The organism is Flavobacterium ginsenosidimutans (assembly GCF_037478105.1).
Taxonomy (GTDB): domain Bacteria; phylum Bacteroidota; class Bacteroidia; order Flavobacteriales; family Flavobacteriaceae; genus Flavobacterium; species Flavobacterium ginsenosidimutans.
Map to the genome: position 1 here is coordinate 3436179 of NZ_CP147988.1, position 20505 is coordinate 3456683.

Annotated in this window: 14 protein-coding genes; 4 read left to right on the forward strand and 10 right to left on the reverse strand. The window is 33.9% G+C overall.

Features of this window, described 5'->3' with window-relative positions; all coding sequences use genetic code 11:
* Nucleotides 1–27 precede the first annotated feature (27 nt).
* The 4 genes from V6624_RS15040 (at nucleotide 28) to V6624_RS15055 (ending at nucleotide 4618) form a co-directional block, all read left to right on the forward strand.
* Nucleotides 28–2400, forward strand: coding sequence for an arylsulfatase (locus V6624_RS15040; protein ID WP_338839141.1), 2373 nt, complete (start codon nucleotides 28–30; stop codon nucleotides 2398–2400).
* A 266-nt stretch (nucleotides 2401–2666) separates the two neighbouring features.
* Nucleotides 2667–3305 carry an MEDS domain-containing protein gene (locus tag V6624_RS15045; RefSeq protein ID WP_111290755.1) on the forward strand — a complete coding sequence of 213 codons (639 nt, stop codon included), beginning with the start codon at nucleotides 2667–2669 and terminating at the stop codon, nucleotides 3303–3305.
* Nucleotides 3306–3322: 17 nt separating this feature from the next.
* Nucleotides 3323–3922 (forward strand): hypothetical protein, encoded by a 600-nt coding sequence (locus V6624_RS15050; protein ID WP_111290757.1) that lies wholly within the window; start codon nucleotides 3323–3325, stop codon nucleotides 3920–3922.
* A complete protein-coding gene (locus V6624_RS15055) occupies nucleotides 3923–4618 on the forward strand; it encodes an XAC2610-related protein (protein ID WP_111290759.1) in 696 nt (231 codons plus the stop codon).
* A gap of 3 nt (nucleotides 4619–4621) precedes the next feature.
* Here V6624_RS15055 and V6624_RS15060 read toward each other — a convergent pair whose 3' ends face one another.
* The 10 genes from V6624_RS15060 to V6624_RS15105 all read right to left on the reverse strand — a co-directional run bounded on the left by V6624_RS15060 (nucleotide 4622) and on the right by V6624_RS15105 (nucleotide 20498).
* Nucleotides 4622–5926: an ATP-binding protein gene (locus V6624_RS15060; protein WP_111290761.1), complete on the reverse strand. Its 1305-nt coding sequence runs from the start codon at nucleotides 5924–5926 to the stop codon at nucleotides 4622–4624.
* Nucleotides 5927–5929: 3 nt separating this feature from the next.
* Nucleotides 5930–6748, reverse strand: a complete 819-nt coding sequence (locus V6624_RS15065) for a peptidoglycan-binding protein (protein WP_338839142.1) — start codon at nucleotides 6746–6748, stop codon at nucleotides 5930–5932.
* A gap of 71 nt (nucleotides 6749–6819) precedes the next feature.
* A complete protein-coding gene (locus V6624_RS15070) occupies nucleotides 6820–7473 on the reverse strand; it encodes a hypothetical protein (protein WP_111290765.1) in 654 nt (217 codons plus the stop codon).
* Nucleotides 7470–11567: an eCIS core domain-containing protein gene (locus tag V6624_RS15075; protein WP_239455772.1), complete on the reverse strand. Its 4098-nt coding sequence runs from the start codon at nucleotides 11565–11567 to the stop codon at nucleotides 7470–7472. Before V6624_RS15075 ends, V6624_RS15070 begins: the two co-directional genes overlap by 4 nt.
* 6 nt (nucleotides 11568–11573) lie before the next feature.
* The gene (locus tag V6624_RS15080) at nucleotides 11574–12947 is read right to left on the reverse strand and encodes a DUF4157 domain-containing protein (RefSeq protein ID WP_338839143.1); all 1374 of its coding nucleotides are present in this window, start codon (nucleotides 12945–12947) and stop codon (nucleotides 11574–11576) included.
* Nucleotides 12948–12988: 41 nt separating this feature from the next.
* Complete coding sequence (locus V6624_RS15085; RefSeq protein WP_338839144.1) at nucleotides 12989–13849, reverse strand: DUF6734 family protein; 861 nt, start codon at nucleotides 13847–13849, stop codon at nucleotides 12989–12991.
* Nucleotides 13850–13860: 11 nt separating this feature from the next.
* The gene (locus V6624_RS15090; RefSeq protein WP_338839145.1) at nucleotides 13861–14688 is read right to left on the reverse strand and encodes a DUF6734 family protein; all 828 of its coding nucleotides are present in this window, start codon (nucleotides 14686–14688) and stop codon (nucleotides 13861–13863) included.
* Nucleotides 14685–15263 (reverse strand): hypothetical protein, encoded by a 579-nt coding sequence (locus tag V6624_RS15095; RefSeq protein WP_111291210.1) that lies wholly within the window; start codon nucleotides 15261–15263, stop codon nucleotides 14685–14687. The genes V6624_RS15090 and V6624_RS15095 overlap by 4 nt, the downstream gene beginning before the upstream one ends.
* A gap of 11 nt (nucleotides 15264–15274) precedes the next feature.
* Nucleotides 15275–17086, reverse strand: a complete 1812-nt coding sequence (locus V6624_RS15100) for a contractile injection system tape measure protein (RefSeq protein WP_338839146.1) — start codon at nucleotides 17084–17086, stop codon at nucleotides 15275–15277.
* Complete coding sequence (locus V6624_RS15105) at nucleotides 17070–20498, reverse strand: hypothetical protein (RefSeq protein ID WP_338839147.1); 3429 nt, start codon at nucleotides 20496–20498, stop codon at nucleotides 17070–17072. The genes V6624_RS15100 and V6624_RS15105 overlap by 17 nt, the downstream gene beginning before the upstream one ends.
* Nucleotides 20499–20505 lie beyond the last annotated feature (7 nt).

Consider the following 20505-nt stretch of genomic DNA (forward strand, 5'->3'; position numbering starts at 1 on the left):
TTATTACAAATAACAAAATCTCGTAATATGAAACCGTTTATTAGCCCAAAACTGCTCTTATTTTTAGCTGTATTTCTATTTAGCTGCAATCAATCTCAGAAAACTAATACTGTAACCGAAAAAACAGATTCTGGAGAACTAGACCGAACCACACTTCCAATTCCAGAACCTCCATTTGGCGGAAAAATTGGAAAAACATACAAAGATTCAAAAGAAGAATGGCCCAAACTGGTTACGCCTCCACAAGGAGCGCCAAACGTAATTATTATTCTTTTAGATGATGTTGGTTTTGGGCAGGTTAGCACTTTCGGAGGACCTGTACCTACACCAGAGTTAGATAAACTTGCTGCAAACGGCTTAAAATATAACCGATTTCATACGACGGCAATCTGCGGGCCTTCGCGTGCTGCTTTGTTAACAGGAAGAAATCATCACAATGCAGGTTCTGGCTTTTTGGCCGAATGGGCAACAGGATATCCGAGTTACAACTGTATGATTCCAAAAACTACCGCAACATCAGGTAGGATTTTAAAAGGAAACGGATACAGTACAAGTTGGTTTGGAAAAAATCATAATACGCCAGACTGGGAAACGTCTGTTACTGGTCCTTTTGATCGCTGGCCTACGGGTTTAGGGTTTGATTACTTTTATGGATTTAATGCTGGAGAAACTCATCAATATTATCCAGTTCTTTTTGAAAATACAAAAGCCGTAGAGCCAGACAAATCTCCAGAACAAGGCTACCATTTTATGACTGATATGACTGATAGAGCAATCAATTGGTTGGAATATAGTAAATCGGTAGCGCCTCAAAAACCAGTAATGATGTATTTTGCTCCTGGAGCAGCGCACGCACCCCATCATGCACCAAAAGAATGGCGTGATAAATTTAAAGGACAGTTTGATAAAGGCTGGGATGTAGTAAGACAAGAAACCTACGAGCGTCAGCTGAAAATGGGAATTATTCCAAAAGGAACAAAACTAACTCCACGACCTGATTGGGTTACACCTTGGGATAAGCTTTCAGCAGATCAGAAAAAGCTTTTTGCTCGTTTGATGGAAAACTATGCTGGATATCTTTCGTTTGCCGATCATGAAACAGGACGACTTTTAGAAGCCATCAGTAAATTGCCAGATGCAGATAATACTTTGATATTTTATATTGTTGGAGATAATGGAGCAAGTTCTGAAGGAGGAATGGAAGGAACAGTAAATGAAATAAAAGCATTAAGCGGAATTTCGACTCCCTTGGCTGATAATTTAAAACATCTTGATGAAATTGGAGGTCCTAATACAGAACCGCATTATCCTGTTGGTTGGGCTTGGGCTGGAAATGCTCCTTTCCAATGGGTGAAACAAGTCGCTTCTCACTTTGGCGGAAGCCGAAATCCTATGGTGGTTAGCTGGCCAAAAGTAATAAAAGATAAAGGCGGTATGCGCAGCCAATTTGTGCATTTGATCGATGTGCTTCCAACAGTTTTAGATGCATCTCATTTGCCAGCGCCAAAAACGGTTGATGGTGTTGAACAGAAACCTATGGATGGAGTTTCATTCTTGTCCACTTTTACAGATAAAAATGCAAAACCTGTAAGAACAAGACAATATTTTGAAATTTTTAGTAATCGTGCAATTTATGATAATGGCTGGGTTGCCGCGACACAGCATACTTTCCCGTGGAGACAGGATTTTGCACCAGGAAACTGGGATAAAGACAAATGGGAGCTTTATAATATTGATGAAGATTATAGCGAATCGGTTGATTTGGCTAAAAAATATCCTGAAAAGCTTAAGGAACTGCAAGCGATTTTTGATGAAGAAGCGAAAAAGTATAATGTTTATCCATTAGATGACAGAGGTACAGGTCGTTTAATTTCGCCAAAACCAACTCCATCAGATCCTAAACGCAAACACTTTACTTTTTATGCAGGAGCAACAAGACTGGCAGAAACAGCTTCCCCAAATACTAAAAATAAATCACACAGTATTACAGCCGAAATTGAGCTGAAATCAAAATCAGACAGCGGTATTATTGTAGCTTCTGGAGGAAGTTCGGCTGGATTTGCACTGTATGTACAGAATGGAAAACCGGTTTATCATTATAATTATTTTGATGATGCTCGTTACGTCATTACTTCAAAAGAATCACTTCCGATTGGAAAAAGTACCGTACGATTTGATTTTGCTTATGATGGAGGAGGAACTGGAAAAGGCGGAACAGGAAAACTTTATATCAATGATAAATTAGTTGGCGAAGGACGAATTGATAAAACCGTCGCTGCTCGTTTCGGAATCGATACTTTCGGAATTGGTGAAGATTCAGGATCTCCTGTTGCAAAATCCTATAAAGCTCCATTTAAGTTTACTGGAATTATTGATAAGGTCGAGATTGACTTAAAATAATTATTAATTGTAAATGGTGAATTGTGAATTAAAAATATGATTCTTAAAACCTTTCATGAAAAACAAAAACTCCTAAGCAGAAGGAGTTTTTGTTTTTGATAACTGATTTAAATTCTCCCGTTTCTTTAGACTATTTTGATCAAGCTCCATTTTCATTTAATGGAAAAATAGGAAAAACCAAAATTGTTTATTTAAAGAAAAGTTGATGAAACCTGATTTTTTTATACAGCAAGTGTGTGAAGAAACTAAATGCGTATATTTGATGTATGAATAAACAAACTCCATTTTCGGTATGCGGAGAATCATTATCGGCTCCAATGCACATTTGCGGTTTTTTCGATTCGAGAGAACAGCAATATGAGGTAATTATTCCCTATATTTTAGAGGGTTTGGAAGCCAATGATAAAGTAATCAACATTCTTGAAGGAAGTCGTCATGGTGAACATTGTCGCTGTCTGGCTGATAATGGAATCTCTATTACCGAAAAACTTTCGAGTGGTCAATTGGAAGTGCTAGCTTCTGAAAACACTTATATCAAGGATGGCGAGTTTGCTGCCGAAAAAATGTACAAAATGCTCGAACAGACTTTATTATCGGCTTCAAGAGCTGGTTATGAAAGTGTCAGAGCTTGCGGAGATATGGTTTGGGCTCTTAAGAACCTGCCAGGAACTGATGAACTTTTAGAGTATGAAGCTAGACTGAATCTTCTTACTCCACAACATTCCGTTTCACTAATTTGTATGTACGATATTAGCAGTTTCAGCCAAAATACACTTACAGATATATTGCTTACACATCCTTATGTGATCAAGGATGGAAAGATCAGCAAAAATCCACATTATGTAGAACCTTTAGAATTGATTTCAAGTCTTTCGCATTCTCGATCTAGCACGCTTAAGGCCTAATTTTTTAAAGAAAATAAATGCAGACGATAAAGCAGAGAAGATTATTTACAAAAAGAGAATATAATATTCTTGATAATAAAGTGAATTATAAAACATCTTATGTAGGAGGTGAAAGTGAAGGAATGATTGCCTTTGAAAATTTGTCAAAAGAGAAAACGACGTATAAAACTTCTAATAATATTATATTACTACTTTCACTTTTTATTTTTGGAATAACAGGAATTTCTTTTTATTTCCGTAATGATAAAGATTCTGATCCCGATGCCTGGATTGCTTTTGCATTTATAGCTATTGTTTTATTTACTATTTATTTTTTTATGAATGAAAATTCATGGAAAATTAGAACTTATAATAACGGACAGCTTCTTTTATTTAAAAAGCACCCTAATAAAAATTTAGTAGACGAATTCATAACAACTTTGTTTTTAGAGAGAGATAATTATTTGCGTGAACGATATTTAAGTTTAGATCCAAATTTAGATTATGCAACTCAGGTAAATGATTTGAGATGGTTGCTAAATGTGGAAGTAATTTCAAAAGATGAATTTGATCAATATTATTCAGATTTAAAATTGTTATATGTCCCAAAAAGGGGAACAATTGGTTTTGATAGATAAATGAAAAATCTTATTTCGATATTTATTATTCTACTTTTAACGAATTGTAGAAATGCAACAGATAATGTTTCTGTAAAAAAAGACCTTAAAGATAGGGTTTCTGGAAAAGAAGTTTCTCAAACTAAGATAATTATCCCTGTAAAAATAAGTCAGCCTTTTCTTCTCAATGATATAAAATGTATCTGGAAACAAATTGATTCTATTTCGGGTGCAACAACATTAGAATTAAGAGATTATAAAACACAGCGAATTTTATTAACGCATTCAGATTATTTTAAATCTGAAAATGATTTTAATGAACAAGATTATTTTAATGAACATTTTCAGGACTTAAATTTTGATGGTTTTAAAGATTTTCTGATCACAAGCAGCGGAAGTTCTGCAATGACTGATATGATAAATATATTCGTGTTTAATAAAAAGACAAAATCATTTGAATTTTCAGAAGAGCTGTCAGACAATGCGATAGAAGAAAAGGATAGCATTAATAGAATACTCTCTACAAGTTCATTTACTATTGATAATGAGATTAGAAAAAAGCATTATTTTAATAAAAACGGCACCTTAAAATACTCTGAAATCATAACCAGAATCGACCTTAGCGAAGACGATTCGACTTCACATTATAAGAATAATTATGAAAAAGTAGTCAATGGCAAAGTAGTTATGGCTAAAGAGTACACTACTATGGAATGACAACTACATCATTTTTCCTTCTTTTGCATATTCTTTTTTAATTCCCTGAAGCAAATGATTTAGGTTGATGCTTTTATTTTGATCTTCTAAGGTTCTCAAGCAAGCATATTGAATGATATTGACAATATTAGCGCCCGTAATGTCGTATTTTTTTGAAAGTTCTTGAAGGTTTACGTCTTCAGCAATTTTGATTCCTTTTGGCAGATTATTTTGCCACAATCTTAAACGTTCACCATAAGAAGGTACTTCAAACTCAATTATAGATTGAAATCTGCGGGTAAAAGCAGCATCAATATTGGTTTTAAAATTGGAGGCCAGAATCACTAATCCAGTATGATTTTCTATGCGCTGCAGCAAATACGAAACTTCCTGATTGGCATATTTATCGTGTGCATCTCTAACATTGGTTCTTTTTCCGAAAACAGCATCAGCTTCATCAAAAAATAGAATCCAGTCTTTGTCTGTTGCTTTGTCAAAAAGAGAAGAAAGGTTTTTTTCGGTTTCGCCAATGTATTTCGAAATCACCATAGATAAGTCAATTCTATAAACATCTCTTTGAGTATATTTTCCTAAAAGTGAAGCCGTAAGCGTTTTTCCTGTTCCTGGCGCGCCGTAAAACATAACTCTAAAACCGGGTTTTATTTTGGCTTTCATATTCCATTCATGAAGTAAAATATCGTTGAATTTAAGCCAAGTTTCTATTTCTTTTATCTGATTTAAAGTATTGGAATTCAATACCAAATCGTCCCAATCTAATTCCGTTTCTATTAATTGCGCAGGGAAAATACTGCTCAGCTGTGGTTTTAGAATTTTTCCAGTTATAAATTTTTCGATGTATTCATCTTCTAAAATTAATAAACCACTCAATTTAGGTTCGCCATTTGGAACAGATTCTACTTTGACAATTCCCTTTTTATATAAAAAAGATTGATTGTGCAGATAATTATAGAATGAAATTCGGTTTTCGAGATCATTTCCCGCAATTAAAAACTGAGCTGTTTCGCCCGTTGGTAGAATTCCGCGATGATTTTTTGTTTTCATTCCGCCAAATTCTGGCAGTTCACCGCCATTGGGTAAATATTCCGCAATAATCGAACTCAAAAAATCTGGTTTCACATGAGGGACAAGAGCGAGTACCAAAATAAGAATATCAATTTCTGAGAGATTATTTTCGATAATAAATTCATCAATAAAACCATTCGCATCAAGCTGATTCAAGACAGGTTTTTCCGTTGGATTTTCGACCTGAAAAAGAGTATCAAGCTGAAATGCGAATTGGTTTTTGAGATATGTAAATACATTTTCCATTTTCTATACTAAAGATTCGATTGAGAAAAAATCAAGTTTAGACTGTTTATAATTTCTGATTTTGTCCATCACAGCGTTTCCGTTATTAGAACCGCCAGAATTAGTGTTGCCTTCAATCGTTTCTATGGTATCGGCATGAACAGCAGTTACAATTCCAGTATGAATCCAGTCGTTTGGTGTTTTTTGAAGAAGAAATATATCGCCTGGTTTTATCAAATCTGAATTAGTTCTGGCTTTTTGATAACGTGTCAATATATTTTTCTGAAGACCAGTTGTACCCACAGTATCACAGCTGTAAGTAAGTGGCATTAGGGTTTTAAAGTTTTTTCCCTGAATAGAAGCCGCCTGATCAATAATAGCCTGAACAAACCCCATACACCAAAACCATTCGGTTCCTTCGTGTGCATCCATATAGCTTCGAACCCACGGACCAGTATTGCTTTGGTTATTTATGACAAGCTCCAGAGGTTGATTTTTAAGATGATTTTTGGCTGCATTCAGAATTAATTCTCTCAGATTACTTCCCGATATTGGACTTTCAAAAGCTTTTTTGAGCGGCGATACAAGTTTATCAAACAAGCTTTGATCTACATTTCCGTTTTGAGGCAAACCATTGAATTTTTGATAATTCAAAACAGCCTTTTCAGTTCCAGGACCAAAATCTCCATCAATACCTGTTGCCGTTCCCGAACCAGGATTCTGCATAGCAAATAAATTAAGCCAAGATTGAATTTTTTCGACGTCTTTCTTGTTGTTATTTGCTCCATTTCTTTGTTGTGTTGCTTTAATAAGCAGCTCTTTTTGGTAGAATGTTTTTTGCATGACTTTAGTGTTTTAGATGTTTTTTGAGTTATAAATTAGCATTAGTGAAAAAGAAAAAAATGATACTCTCTTTAATATAATTTAGATAGTTTTATAAAATGTATTAGACTTTCCTTATCAATACTGCCATAATCATATTGGTCTTTTTTAATTATTTCTTTTATTACTTCATACTCAATGGGATCAAGTTTAAATAACTCATTTAAAAGTCTTGAAATAAAAATGGGTTCCTTGTGATATTTAATAAATAATTCGTTAAAAATGATTACAACGTAATCTCTATATTTCGAACTCTGTAAAGCAAATTGAACCAATACCTTAAATATAATAACTTTGAAATCCCAATCAATTTTTGGGTTTTTAATAAATTTTTCTAAATCTGGAATTATTTCGAATCCCATCAGTACAAGAACTTTTGGCAATTCAGAATGAAATTCAAAAGCCTCTTCATTTTTTTCGTCAAGTAATGCATCCAATAAAACAGGGACTGATTCTGTAATTTTTAATTGACCTAAAGCTCTCCATGCATGCCTCGGAGCAAAATCTTCTATTTTAAATCCTGAAACTGCATGACTTAAATTATGAGTTTTTACAATGTCGATTAGCTCGTCTGCATTTTTTTTTCCAATGTTCAATACTTGAGCATAATCTGGCCAATCCTTAGACAAATTAGTTTTTCCAAATTTGAATAATTTTTCTACTTCTTCTGAATATTTCTTTTTCATCTTACATAATAGTTATTATCTGGTTTAATAATTACATCATCTGTTAAATTATTGATTGCATCTCTTATTACTCTATCTGTTCTGGAAAGCTCTCTAGCTATTTCTCTATATCCTGTAAAGCGTGTTTTTTTATAAACTTTTCCATTTTCTCTAAACTGTCCTGAAACTTTATTACTTTTTAATAAATCTGTTATTAATTGCTCTGGTGGAGTAGCCGCTGTTCCTACAATATTTGGAAAATTACCTGTTAAAATTTGCGAATAGACTGATTTAGTTTTAGTTCCGTCTATCTCATCAATTTTGGCAGTTATAGATTGCGCTATATAAAAACCAAGTGCTAAAGTTAACTGTGCATTACTAGGGGATGGTAACGCAAAAGTTGAATCATTTTTAGAACTTTGATAATAATTAACAGTCATAGAATATTTTAAAGTTTTTGATTTATTATTCTTTGCAAATTGCTCTGGGCCATTAGCCATTTTTGTGTTTAAAGATTGTGTACCAAAAGCTAAATTTTCGTTAGTTGCTTTTCCAAACAAAGCAGCAGATAAAATATGAACGCCTTTTGTTTCAGATTGATTACCTGAATTTTTATCTACAAAGGCATCTATAAAGTTATTTCCTGTCATAACAGTTCTATCTACTCTACTTTCTCCAGCTCCACCATCAGGTTGTTTTTTTGTTAATGGATTTGCAACAACTTTTTTTGGTCTTCCTTGATCCATAACGGTAGGCTTAATCTCCGTTTTTGGAGCAGGTTTCTTTGGTTCACTTTTTTTATTCATTTGAATATAGTTGAAATCCCAATTTTCTCCTCCATCGGTAACGGAGGAAATATTAATTACAGAAGAATGATCTGTATTAACTTTATTTTTAATTCCTTCTGCTTCTTCTAGGGTTATTTCTCCTTCGTCGATTTCTTTTTCACTTTCAGTATCAATTTCTGCTAATGCTCCTGCCACAGCTCCAGAAGGTGTTGCTGCTTCTGGTTGACTTCTTCCCATAAGTCTGTCCAGCATATTCATTCCCGTGTCAACAGCTTTATTCACTAACCAAGTCAGCGCCTCATCAACCATTTGTTGTACGGAAATAATCATTTCGCCAATTCTTGCGCCAATACCAGTTAAACCAACTTGATTTGCTAAGAAACCAATCACGACAGGCATTGCTTGTCCCATAGTTCTTTCTAGATAATTGGCTGCTGTGGCGACATTGCCTCGAGCAAGATCTGCTACACCATTGACAAATGAATTGACAACTTCGAGCATTTCTCGCAAGTATTTGATAAAACTTTGTATCGCATTAAAAAATGCCATAGCACCGTTTATTACTGCCATGATTCCAGTCGGGTCTAACATACTTAGAAGTTTGGCTGTAATTCTATTGACAATACGTTCCATGACAAAGTTTTTCACGGCATCGAGAACGGTATTCCATAAATTGCTAAGCTGTTCTTGTATTTTGTCCCAAATAGCAGCCATACCACGTTCTTGAACGTCTTTAATAAATGTCCAGATCCCTTCAAGCGTATTTATCACACTACGGATTCTGGCAACTCTTGCAGGTCCAATTCTAGGATGTGCGGCAAGTTTTTCCCAGATTTTTTCCATCGAGATATTCAGCACTTGTAATACCCAAGTAATAACTCCGCGTAAAGAGAAATCAGTAAGTACCGGAATATTGGCATCTTTGAGCTCGCTCATCAGCCAGCCGGTTACACCGTTTATTAAATGGGTTACAATATTGTCAAAAAACTGTATGAATCCTTGTTTAAGCGCTTTTAGTATATTTTTTAAGAAGCCAATTGGATCTTTCTTGATGTCTTCAATCGCTTCTAATGCTCTTGTAATAATATTTCCGATGAGATCGAATGGGAAATTCATGATTTCGAGAATGGCAATAATTACAATTCTGACAATTTCTGCCACAAAAGCGATTAGTCGGCCAATAGGTTCTCCAAACTTAGCAATGATTCTCGTGAAAGCATCTAAAGGATGAATAAGATCATTGATCGTCATAGAATCCCAAATATCAGTAAAGAGCTGAATTATAGACTGTGGCGTCATGTTGAGCGCTGTTACTGCAGCTTCAACTTCGCCTGCGATTCTGGCTATTGCACCAGATTCAACCATTTGTTTATATTGTTCTTCTCCGCCATCCATGAGGCTCATAAAACCTCGTATTAGATTTGGAATTGTGCGAGGTACAACTTCTTTTGTAAAAGGATCTTTTCCGATAATTACTTTCACAAGCGAATAACCTCTTACCGTAGCGGCCTGAGAAGATAGCCATCCTAAAAGTGAATCTTTAACAAGTTCTAATACTTTTCTTGCTACTCCTGAGGCAAAATCCCAAACCTTTTGCAGGAATGTTCCCGCCTGAGAGGCAAGTGCAGAGAGATTATCAGCAATGTTTGCCAGATTTGCAGGTTGAATAGCATTCCAGGCTGCAGTTATAAGTCCGCGAAGTAGGCCCAACAACGAATTGAAAGTTCCAACCTGAGTATCAAGCCAGTCGGCAGTTTTTTTGAGCGTGCCTTTTTCACGCATTTGTTCAAGCTCTGTCTGCTTGTCTATCAGTATTAAGAAATCTTCTAATATTTCGACCGTTGTTGAATTCACAGCTACATTGCGTAACGGATCGAATTTGATTATTTTTTTGATTAATGACCATGCTTTGTTTTCTGCCAATAGAGGTTCAGCAACACCAATCAAGGCTTCTTTTATCCAGGTAATAACCTGATCGACAAGAGAAGTGGCAAACGTACGGACATTAGCAACAACTGTATTAAATTTGGAAGTAACTACATCGATAAAAGTGGTAAGTGAGGATTCATCCCAGGCATCTTTTACTAATTTAAGCAATGAATCCAACGTTAAGCCCAATTCGCTCAATCGTCCTTTGACCCAATTAAATACACGGTCTATGATGCCATATTCTTGTAATTTATCGAATATTGCGGTCCCAAAAGGAACTAGTCCCATAAATCCTTCTATAAGATTGATAGCATTTCTCTCAACATTTACATCATTTAGAGGGTCGTAACCTGCTACGACCGTAAGCAGTGTATAACCGGGAATATGTCTGACATTATTTTTGATATAACCAGGAATCAGGCTGGATAGTAATGAACCCTGAATCATTTCGGGAGCAGGGGAGATTGGTTCTGGTTTTTTTCTAATCGCCGCTCCTTGTTGTACAGTATGTGTTAATTCGTGGGCGAGTAAATGTTTGCCATCTTTGGAATTCGGATTGTATTTTCCTTCGTTAAAATAAATATTGTTTCCAGTAGCAAAAGCCTGCGCGCCCAATTGCTTATTCATTTGAACAGCATTAGAGTCATTATGTATGCGCACATTACTGAAATCGGCTCCAATACCAGATTCCATTTCGGTTTTTACTTTTCCAGATAGAGGAGAACCACCGCCTTTACTGCTGTTTAACTTGGACTCGATATTAGAGTTATCGCTAGGATTGGCATCGCTAGCAGCACTTTTTTGCAGTGCTTTTTCTTCGTCTGAGTTTTGTTTCTCTTCCTCTTTTTTCTGCTGTACGTTTTCTTCTTCTCCTTTATTTTGAATTAAAGGTTTGATTGATAGGGTACTTTTTGAAACAGTTTCAGGTTTTTTGATTTCTTTTTTATTCGGAACTGTCTCTTCTTTTTTCTGAGTTTTCTCTTCCAGCTTATGCTGAATTAAGGTTTTTGAAGAAAAAGCTGGATTGATTTCTCGTTTTTCTGGTATTCTAGAATCGAGTTTGTTTTGGATTAATTCTTCTTTAAGCTGTACAACAGGTGTTATGGTTTGGGCAGCAGTTTTTCGCTGTACTTCTTTATTTTTCTCTTCTTGTTTTTGAACATCGCGAGCCAGTTTCTTTTGCATTACTGGCGATGGCGAAAAGAAAGAGTCTGTTTTTGCCGTTTGTTTATTCGCTACTACTTGGTCTGCGACTCTATCGGCTTCTACTTCAAATTTATCGTTAGATTTTCCTATATTCAATTTTGCCTGAACACCAAAAAAAGATTCCTTCCCCTTGTCATGATGTGACGCGGAGTGCGGAGAATTTGATTTTGATATTTGCTTTAATGCCGGCATCTCTCTCTAATAAGTTACGCTAAAACTTCCTTTCAAATTTGGGCTATTCTTAGGATTAATTACTTCGACCACTACTTTAAAGTAGATACAGTCTTTGGTTGTTACTTCAAATGATTGTGTTTCTGTTTCGCCAACATTATATCTTCTTGTAGTTTTTTTTATTTCTCCGAACTGTATAGCTGTTAATCGTATATGGTAATGTTTTTCAGTATGCTTTTTAGCCCATTTTGCAGTTGAGGATATTTTAAAATTGCCCTTTGCACAAAAAGTTGCCCCAGTCATAACAGAATCATCTATGTTAAAAGGGAAATTCTCTTTAGGTAATCCATATTCACCTGAACAACAATCGCGACCGCCTTTTCCTTTTCCTTTTTCTTTTTGCTTTTGTTTTTGTAACTTGTTGTTCAGAGCTGCCGTAGTTTCTGGTCTGACTTTACTATCAGTTTTATTCAAATTGTTTCCAGCTTGTAAATCTTCAGAATGGTTTTCTACAGATGATTTTTGTATTGTTCCTGACTTTTGTTTGGCTCCAGTTTGCTGAATCGTATGCGTGAGCTCATGTGCCAGCAAATGTTTGCCTTCTTTGGAGTCTGGATTGTATTTTCCTTTATTAAAATAGACATCATTGCCATGCGTAAAAGCTTGTGCGCCTAGCTCTTCGCTCATTTTAACAGCTTTACTGTCTGTATGGATGTTTACACTGCTAAAATCGGCTCCAAAACCTGATTCCATTTCACGCTTTGTGTTTTTATCCATGGCATTGCCACCGCCTTTAGAGCTGTTGAGATTACTTTCGACGTTTTCATCTACCGAGTTCGATTCCTTTAGTTTTGCTTGAACTGATTTTTCTTCTTTTTTCTGAGTCTTTTTGTCTTCGTTCTCGCAATTGGCACATTTTTTCTGTACTTTTTTGTCTTCTTCCTTATCTGATTTCTTTTGTACCTTTTTGTCTTCTTCTTTTTCTCCCTTTTTCTGTACTTTTTTATCTTCTTCCTTATCCGATTTCTTTTGCACTTTCTTGTCTTCTTCTTTTTCTCCTTTTTTCTGTACTTTTTTGTCCTCTTCCTTATCCGATTTCTTTTGAACTTTTTTGTCTTCTTCTTTTTCTCCCTTTTTTTGCAGAGGCTGTTCTTGTGCCAAGTCTTGTTTTTGAACTGTTGAAACGGTTTCTGCAATAGGTTTTTGCTGTACAGCTTCTTCGCTTCTGGATTGCAGTAAACCTCCAGTTTTACGTTTGTTTACTACTTTATCAGCAACATTATCGGCTTCTACTTCATATTTATCTCCTACAGCGCCCGTAGTTAGTTTCTTTTGGACTTTTGGTCCAAAAAAAGTAGAAGGGGAGTGATTAGCTATTTTCTTTTGTTCAAATTCTCTCATGATCTATGTATTTTACCATTTTGAAATACTAATTTGTTTCACTAAACAAACTGCAGATTATTTGCGATAACACCTTCTTTCTCTAATGCATTTTTTATTTGCTTGTACCAATACGGAAATATTTTAGAGAGCCGAAGTTCAATTTCATCAACAACATATTTGTTATATTTTTTCATTCCAAAAAAATGAGAATACCCAATCGCATCGGCATGTTTTCCATGCTCTGTAATGTTGTCTCCTTTTAAAAGCATTGTTGGATTATTGTTTTTATAATTCAATAGCGATGCAAGAGTATATTGTTCTATTAAAATGCAGGTTTCATAACCTTCTTGTTTTAATTCAGTAAAGTTTTCTTGGTTTTCGATATATATTTTCTCCAAGTCATAATAGCTTTTTATGAATTCATCTCGGAGCTTGAGATCATTAAAACCAAATATGCCACAGTTATAAGAATAGCCCAAATTGCTATGCCAGTAAGGCAGATTCTTGGTGTATTTATTAAAAAACTCTACTTGTTTTTTATAATGGATTTCATAAGTATCTTCTTTGCGTTCTACTATAACATCATCAAAAAGGAAATCTATTTTTTTCTTAATGAATATGTCGGTGTCGATGTGAACAAATGGTTCTGTTTGTAGTTCCATAGCATTAATTTTCGATTTCATCCAAAGTTCAATTCTATTGTCGTTTTGCACTTTGGTAACGGCACAAGGAAGCATATACAGGAACTTAAAGCCTATTTCGTCTACATAAAGCTCAATGTCATTATACCACAAATGGCTATATAATACACTTAGAGCGGTCATGTAGATCGTTTCCTTTAGTTTGTCTCCCATATTCCATCTGTTATGTATTATGGGAAGCACATCAAGGCTGTAAATCATCTTGTGTCGTTGTTTCATATCGTTTTGTTTTAAGCGATTCCTTCTTTCTCTAAGGCATTCTTTACTTCTTTGTACCAATACGGAAAGAGTTTAAAAAGCCTGTTTTCTATTTCCTCAACAATGTCCATTCTGTATTTCTTTTGACCTACAATGTGTGAATAACCAATTCTATCTGCCAGCTGAAAATTTTCGAATAAGTTTTTTTTCCACAGTAATAATGTTGGTTTAATATTATGATGATGCAATAATGCCGCAAGATTATATTGTTCTAAAACAATGCAAGGTTCTACTTTTGCTATTTTGGGATTATGATTTTTTATAAAGATTTCTTCTAAATCATAAAAAGCTTTTAAGAACTGATCTCGAAGTTTAAAGTCTCTAAAACCTAATACTCCGCAATTATATGCATATCCCAAATCTGGTTTCCAATAGTCTAAATTTTGCGTGTATTGATTAAAAAAATCTAAACGATATTGGTACATGCCATATAATTCGTAATCATTTTGTTCAACAATCACTTTCTCAAAATCAAAATTTATTTTTTTCTTTATAAAGACATCATTGTCAAGATGCACAAAAGGTTTTGTTTGTTTTTCGATAACATCAATTTTTGATTTCATCCAAATGACAGTGTCTTTATTGCTGCTAATTTCAGTAACTCTGATGGGAAGCATATAAAGAAACTTATACGCAGTGTCATCAGCATAAAGCTCGATATCCTGATACCATAAATGGCTGTATAGTATACTTAATGCAGTCGAATAAATTGTTTCTTTAAATTTATTGCCTTGATTCCATCGATTATTGCTAACAGGGAATGCATCTAAGCTGTAAATTATTCTAGGCTCTTCCCTCATAAAATGTTCTTTTTAATAGTATGAATTAAGTTTTTCTCTTCTAAGAAAGTCACATTGTTGTACAAAGAAGCTTTTCGGCTGTGTTTATATAATCGTTTCCATTCGTAATTTACTCCTGCTATTTCTGAGGTTTTTAGATGTATCTCACTGTTGTGATATTTTTTCATTTCATTAAATGAGGAATGCCATACCATTTTGCCCAAAAGAGGTGATTGCGTAAGGGTTAATCTCGAAAAATCATTTGGAAAATTATCTACATTTATTTCCTTGCCATTAATTTTGAATTTATAAACCAATGTTTCTCCGTTTCTGGTTTTGTAAAATTTAGAGGTATATCTCTTTATGTCAACTTTATTCTTAATTGGATTTAAATCTTCTTCGTTTTCATACAATATATCCAAATCATTTACGCGCATTTGATAGTATTGACGAAGGTTCAAATAATCTGCTACTCCTCCGCAAAAGGCGATTTTCGACAAATCAAGATTATCGAATACAAATCCAAGTGCTTTTTGCTGTTCTATAAGAATATTTTTTTTATCGTATTCTAGAAAGGAAGTGTTATCAGCATTCATACTTTTAATTTTTACCAGTTAACATATATGATTCGTTTTTTCCACGCCAATTTTACGATGCTTAAATTCCAGCTTAGTTTATCTAATAAAACATCTTGTGTTTTTCGCTCCATTGTAATTACAGGACTTTCGTCTCCATTACTATTAAGTTTTCCAGGTCGCTGCAAGAATTCATTTTGAAGCAATTCTGCCGATGATGTTTTCATTATCTCCCAATTGCTTAACACGGCTTGTAGCATTGTGGAAGCTTCTTTTTTCATTTCTTCAGAGAGCACAATGTTTCTTTCAATGGGTTCTGCTATTGGAATATTGCATAAAAACTTTTCGAAGAGCATAGCGTTTTCATAATCCTGTTCTTTTCCCGTGGCTATATAATGCAATAGGTGTGCGGCAACTTCAGGATTATTTATAGTATTGTCTTTATTGAGCAGTTTGCAATTCTCAAAAAGAGATTTCAAAAAAGGATGAATCAATACTAAACCCGCATTGTCGAGATATAATTCGCTAATATCTGTACCTAATATTTCTTGTTCTTTTTCTTTTATTTTAAAAGAAGGCTCTTTTTTATCGATTACTTCTTTGTTATTATTTGGAGTTTCTTCTTCTGAGTGGTTTGATAGGGTTTTGATATTTTTATCATCGTTGCTAATAGTCGCATCTTTGCTTTTAACCAAAATCAAATTCGTGTCGGGCAATGGATTTTCATTGTTTTCTTGAATTCTTTCTGTTTCTATTTTCGTTTCGTTTTTTACTTCTTTCTGATTTTCTAATTCTTTTATATTTCTTATTTCTGTCTCATTTTCAACTCTCACTTCATTTTTTATTTCTATTGCGTTTTTTGCCTCTGTTTCAGTTTTTATCGTCTCTTGATCGTTTGGAACAGTTTCTATTTCTTTTTCTTTTGAAATAACATGATTTAGTTTTTTTTCGATAACTGAAATAATTGCATCAAGATTAGCCAGTAATTCCAGTTCGTTTTGGCTTTCTATCTGATTTTCAATTTCTTTTAGAAAAAAATCTTTGTGTTCTAAAAAGATGCTCTTTTTATGAAATTCAAATACATTGCAAATCAATCTGAAAAGCTTTTGTTTCATAATTGTATCGCTTGTCTCCAAAAGGTTTAAGATGACTATTTCCCACATTAAAAACCTTTGATTCGGAATCAATTGATTTTTTGAAATACTAGCTTTAATGTGTTTTTTTATGGCTTCAATACCGATTATTTTAGCACTGCTGTCGGTGCTGTTTTTTTTAAGCAATATTCCTTTTTTGATAATGGCTATAATTTGGCTGTCACTAAATTGTTTGATAAATCGTGTTCTTACTATTGGCTTTTGGACTGCATTGATCCATTTAAAAGAAAAAGTTTCATCGTTTAATATTTTTATAAATGTTTTAGCCTCAAATATTTTAAAGTTATTATCTAAAGTTATCCACCAAGTATTTGTGCCTGTTTCCAGAAAATAAAAAAAACGTTCTATTTCTTTTTCTTGCGGTTTGACAAGTTTATAGCCTTCGACATTTGTATCTTCCTTTTCAAAAACTTCTTCAACTTGTTTAGTGATTTTTTTTAGGATTTGCTCTTTGAAATTTTCGAAATCTAAATTTTGATTTATAGAAATATCAAGGTTGAGTTTGTCCAGTTGTAAGCTGTATAAAGGATTTTTAGAATCTACTTCATTAAAATAATTTTCTAAAAGCGCAAACACTTCCTTTTGCAAAAAAGCATCAATATTGTCCTTGAGATAATATCCTTTTTCTTTAGAATTGGTATTTATCTCAAGGAAAACTTTATTGATAATATGTTTATTTAAGTTTTGCACTGGCTGTAAGAGCTTCTATTTGTACGTTTAAAGAGGATATAATAAAATCGATTTTTGGAAATACTTTTAGCATGCTGGATAAGAACTTTTTCAAGGATCCGTCAGTATCTGTGTTGAATTTTATTTCGACGAAACTTTTAAATAAATTAGTGAAAAGTAATTCTATTGGTATAATTTGTTTTTCTGATGCTTTAAGTATTTCTGTATCCTGACATCTCAAAATGGTATAAAATAATGTTGTATTTAGCGATATAAGTGTTTGTACTGCAGCAATCAGATCTGGATTTTCCAGTTTAATGGCGGCGGCAACAACTGCAGATATTAAATTGAAATTTTCCTGTGTGAATAATTCAGATAATTTAACATTTGATTTACCATTGATGTAACTCTCAAGGTCTTTTTGAACTTCAACCAATCTGTTTTCTGTTTCAGAAATTAAGCGATTAGTTTCTCTATTGAATTTATTAGAAATTGAAATTTCTTTTAATTTGGAAATCGTTTCAAGTGAGTTTTTTACAAATAAATCAGCATTGTCAAGACATGTATTTACTTCAACGGGTTTTCTAATCTCAATAAATCTTGGACCATCATTTACTGAACCACAGTTGCCTTCAGCAGTTAATAAAACAGAAATAGAAGATTCATTATACATCGAAGTTTGTCGTGTTATTGGATCTTTTTTATCTGTTACTATTATTTCCTTATCAATTTTCCAAGTATATGTTTTGGCATTTAAAGAATTGTTGGTTAAGGTCAGAATTCCCGCTCCATCAATATTAAAGCTAAAACTAGCAGTAGGAAGCTCTAAAAGTGTAATGGTAAGATTGGATGGTTTGTCGTCTATAAAAATGGTTACGGTTTTGACATCTTTAGATACCTCCCCTGGAGCAAACATATATTTTTCTCCGAATGTTACTTGAACTCCTTCTCCTAAAATTTCCACCCCTTTTACATCGGGTTGCAGAGTAAGCGACACAGGTTTATCGTTTCGGCAAAAGGATATTTCGTTTACTAATTTACCATCTACCAGCACTTTTGGATCTTCAATTTCAAAACTAACAGGATGAGTGACTTTAAAGTCGCAATTGCCATTGTCTGCATAAAGTATAACATCAAAAGTGAATTTCTTTTGCGATTCACTATTATAATTGTAGATGTGTTTTATTTCGGTTTTATCATCTGTTACCGGATCGGTTTTGTCTCCAAAATCCCAAGTATATTTATTGCCTTCAATATTTTCTCCAGTTATGGTAAAAGTAACTTCGGTTTCGTCAGTTCCAGAAGGTTTTGAAGGAACTGCAACAAAATCGAATTTTGGTTTTTCAAAAATGGTGATATTACAGTCCGTATCAAAATTATTGACTGTAAAGGTTATAGGCTGACCAATCAGCTCTTTACTGACTGCGTTTGGATCAAAAACAAGAGCGCCAAATTCATTTACTTTTATTCCTCCGTTTTGATCAGATCTAACATTAGCTTTTACAAATCCTCCCACAGGAGAGACTTTAAACGGTAGAGGAGGTGTTTTGCTGTCAAAACAAATTTTATCTACTGGTAAACTAAGCCCTATATTGTTTTCGTCACAACATAAATATGGTATCGAAAAATCAGCAACAATTGGGTTTAAAATGGGTATGCCTTCAGTAAATTTTTCAAAGTCACCGGTTAAAGATAATCTGCGGTTTTTATAATAAGGCACCTTTTCTTCCAGATAGATCATTATAAAAGTTCCTCCGGGAATTACACCTGCTTTATGCTCGTAGCCATGATTTTTGTTAAGGTAATATTTGGTGAAATACTGGATGGTTTTATCCAGTTCATTAGCGTTTACAGCTAGAATCATTATATTGAATCCTAAGCCATTTTCTAACCTAATTTGCTGTATAGCTTTAAGTGCTTCTTTGTAATTGCGCCCCTGATGACCTTCAATTCTATAAAAATCACTATCAAGATGTATTTCGAGCGGATTTTTAGTATTTAATAAGTCATCATGGTAACTCACATTGTTTTTTTCTAACCCTAAAATGGTTTTATCAAAATCCCAAGACTTAATAAGCGAATCGTTTATGTTGTTGTAAAAAGGAATGGCCTTTTTGCCCAATTTACCCATTTCTAAAGAGGGCGTGATTTTTATAAAATCAAATGCTGAGTTGTAGTTTTCTAATAATTGTGCACTTCTCAGAATAAGACTGTAGATTCTTTGTCTGGCTGTGTTTTCGCCATAGCATATTTTTATTTCTTCTGATGTTATATCTTTTTCTTCAGAATCTGTATCCTCTGCAAGGCAGTCATTACAAGTGTTAAGACTTTCTCCTGTAAGCAAAGGCGATTTGTATAAGGCATGACGAAATTCAAAACAAGGTTCCGTTTTTATTAGTTCGCCCAGCATTAAATGTTTTGGAAACGCATTAATATCAGGATAACAATAACTATCCTCTATGTCGACTAAAAGTGCTCTGATTTCGTTGTAAGTATCCACAAGATCGTTAAGCAGATCATATCGATATTGAAAATCTGACGGAAGTACTGGATCTCCTTCAAAATTAAATAGTTCGGTTATTTTTTTTTGAATAGCATCTAAAACAATTGGCATATTTAAGCCTGTCAGTAGCTGGCTGTAACCTTCCTGTAAATTTTTAACAGCATTGTTTTTGAAAATTCCTTTTGTAAAAGTTTGTTTTATAGCCTCAAGATGAGCGAAATCTTCTTTTTTTAGTACAATTCTGTTCGATTTCAGATCTGGTAATGTATGGTATAAATTAACAAAATTGACTTTACCAATCATGCTGTCATAATTCATTATTTGTATGGCAACGGCTTTGCTGACAATTAAAACTTTATAATTGCCGACAATTTCTAATCCCTGATTGTCACAAGAAAGGCTTACGCAAAGGTCAGATTCTTTTTCATAAGACTCCAGATACAAAAGAATTACAGCTTCTTTGAAATCAAATTCTGTATTTGCTGTAAATTGAGTTAAAGGAAAATTAGGATCTTTTTCTTTTTTTTGCTGTTCTTCGGTTAAGAGTTCAAAAAGAGGCAATTGTTTGTTTGATCCATCATAAAAAAAAGGTTTATAAGCCGCTTTTGTATTATCATAGACTTTGCAGTGCGTATAGGTTTTGGAATCAAAATCGATTTTTTTATTTCCCAATACATCTGCCTGATATAACTTAAAAAGATCACCATCTGTAGTTACACCAGTTCCCTGCGTTATTGAAATGGTTTTTTGAGCCTCATCATAACTTGGATAAAGTCCGCAAACTATACCAACGCCACTCAGGTAAATGCGCGATAGGCGATCCTGGTCGTCAAAAAAATCTACAACCTCATTAAGGTTTCCTTCTGTAAGTACCTGATTTTTTGTAAATCGTCGGTATTGTGTTGTTATTGTTGAAAGTTTTGCTGACATGGCAATA

Bases quoted from the DNA above. Each gene is read 5' to 3' on its own strand.
- V6624_RS15090 (WP_338839145.1), bottom strand. From the start codon at position 14,688: ATGAGGGAAGAGCCTAGAATAATTTACAGCTTAGATGCATTCCCTGTT.
- V6624_RS15070 (WP_111290765.1), bottom strand. From the start codon at position 7,473: ATGAAAAAGAAATATTCAGAAGAAGTAGAAAAATTATTCAAATTTGGA.
- V6624_RS15085 (WP_338839144.1), bottom strand. From the start codon at position 13,849: ATGAAACAACGACACAAGATGATTTACAGCCTTGATGTGCTTCCCATA.
- V6624_RS15050 (WP_111290757.1), top strand. From the start codon at position 3,323: ATGCAGACGATAAAGCAGAGAAGATTATTTACAAAAAGAGAATATAAT.
- V6624_RS15065 (WP_338839142.1), bottom strand. From the start codon at position 6,748: ATGCAAAAAACATTCTACCAAAAAGAGCTGCTTATTAAAGCAACACAA.
- V6624_RS15105 (WP_338839147.1), bottom strand. From the start codon at position 20,498: ATGTCAGCAAAACTTTCAACAATAACAACACAATACCGACGATTTACA.
- V6624_RS15060 (WP_111290761.1), bottom strand. From the start codon at position 5,926: ATGGAAAATGTATTTACATATCTCAAAAACCAATTCGCATTTCAGCTT.
- V6624_RS15045 (WP_111290755.1), top strand. From the start codon at position 2,667: ATGAATAAACAAACTCCATTTTCGGTATGCGGAGAATCATTATCGGCT.
- V6624_RS15080 (WP_338839143.1), bottom strand. From the start codon at position 12,947: ATGAGAGAATTTGAACAAAAGAAAATAGCTAATCACTCCCCTTCTACT.
- V6624_RS15040 (WP_338839141.1), top strand. From the start codon at position 28: ATGAAACCGTTTATTAGCCCAAAACTGCTCTTATTTTTAGCTGTATTT.
- V6624_RS15095 (WP_111291210.1), bottom strand. From the start codon at position 15,263: ATGAATGCTGATAACACTTCCTTTCTAGAATACGATAAAAAAAATATT.
- V6624_RS15055 (WP_111290759.1), top strand. From the start codon at position 3,923: ATGAAAAATCTTATTTCGATATTTATTATTCTACTTTTAACGAATTGT.
- V6624_RS15075 (WP_239455772.1), bottom strand. From the start codon at position 11,567: ATGCCGGCATTAAAGCAAATATCAAAATCAAATTCTCCGCACTCCGCG.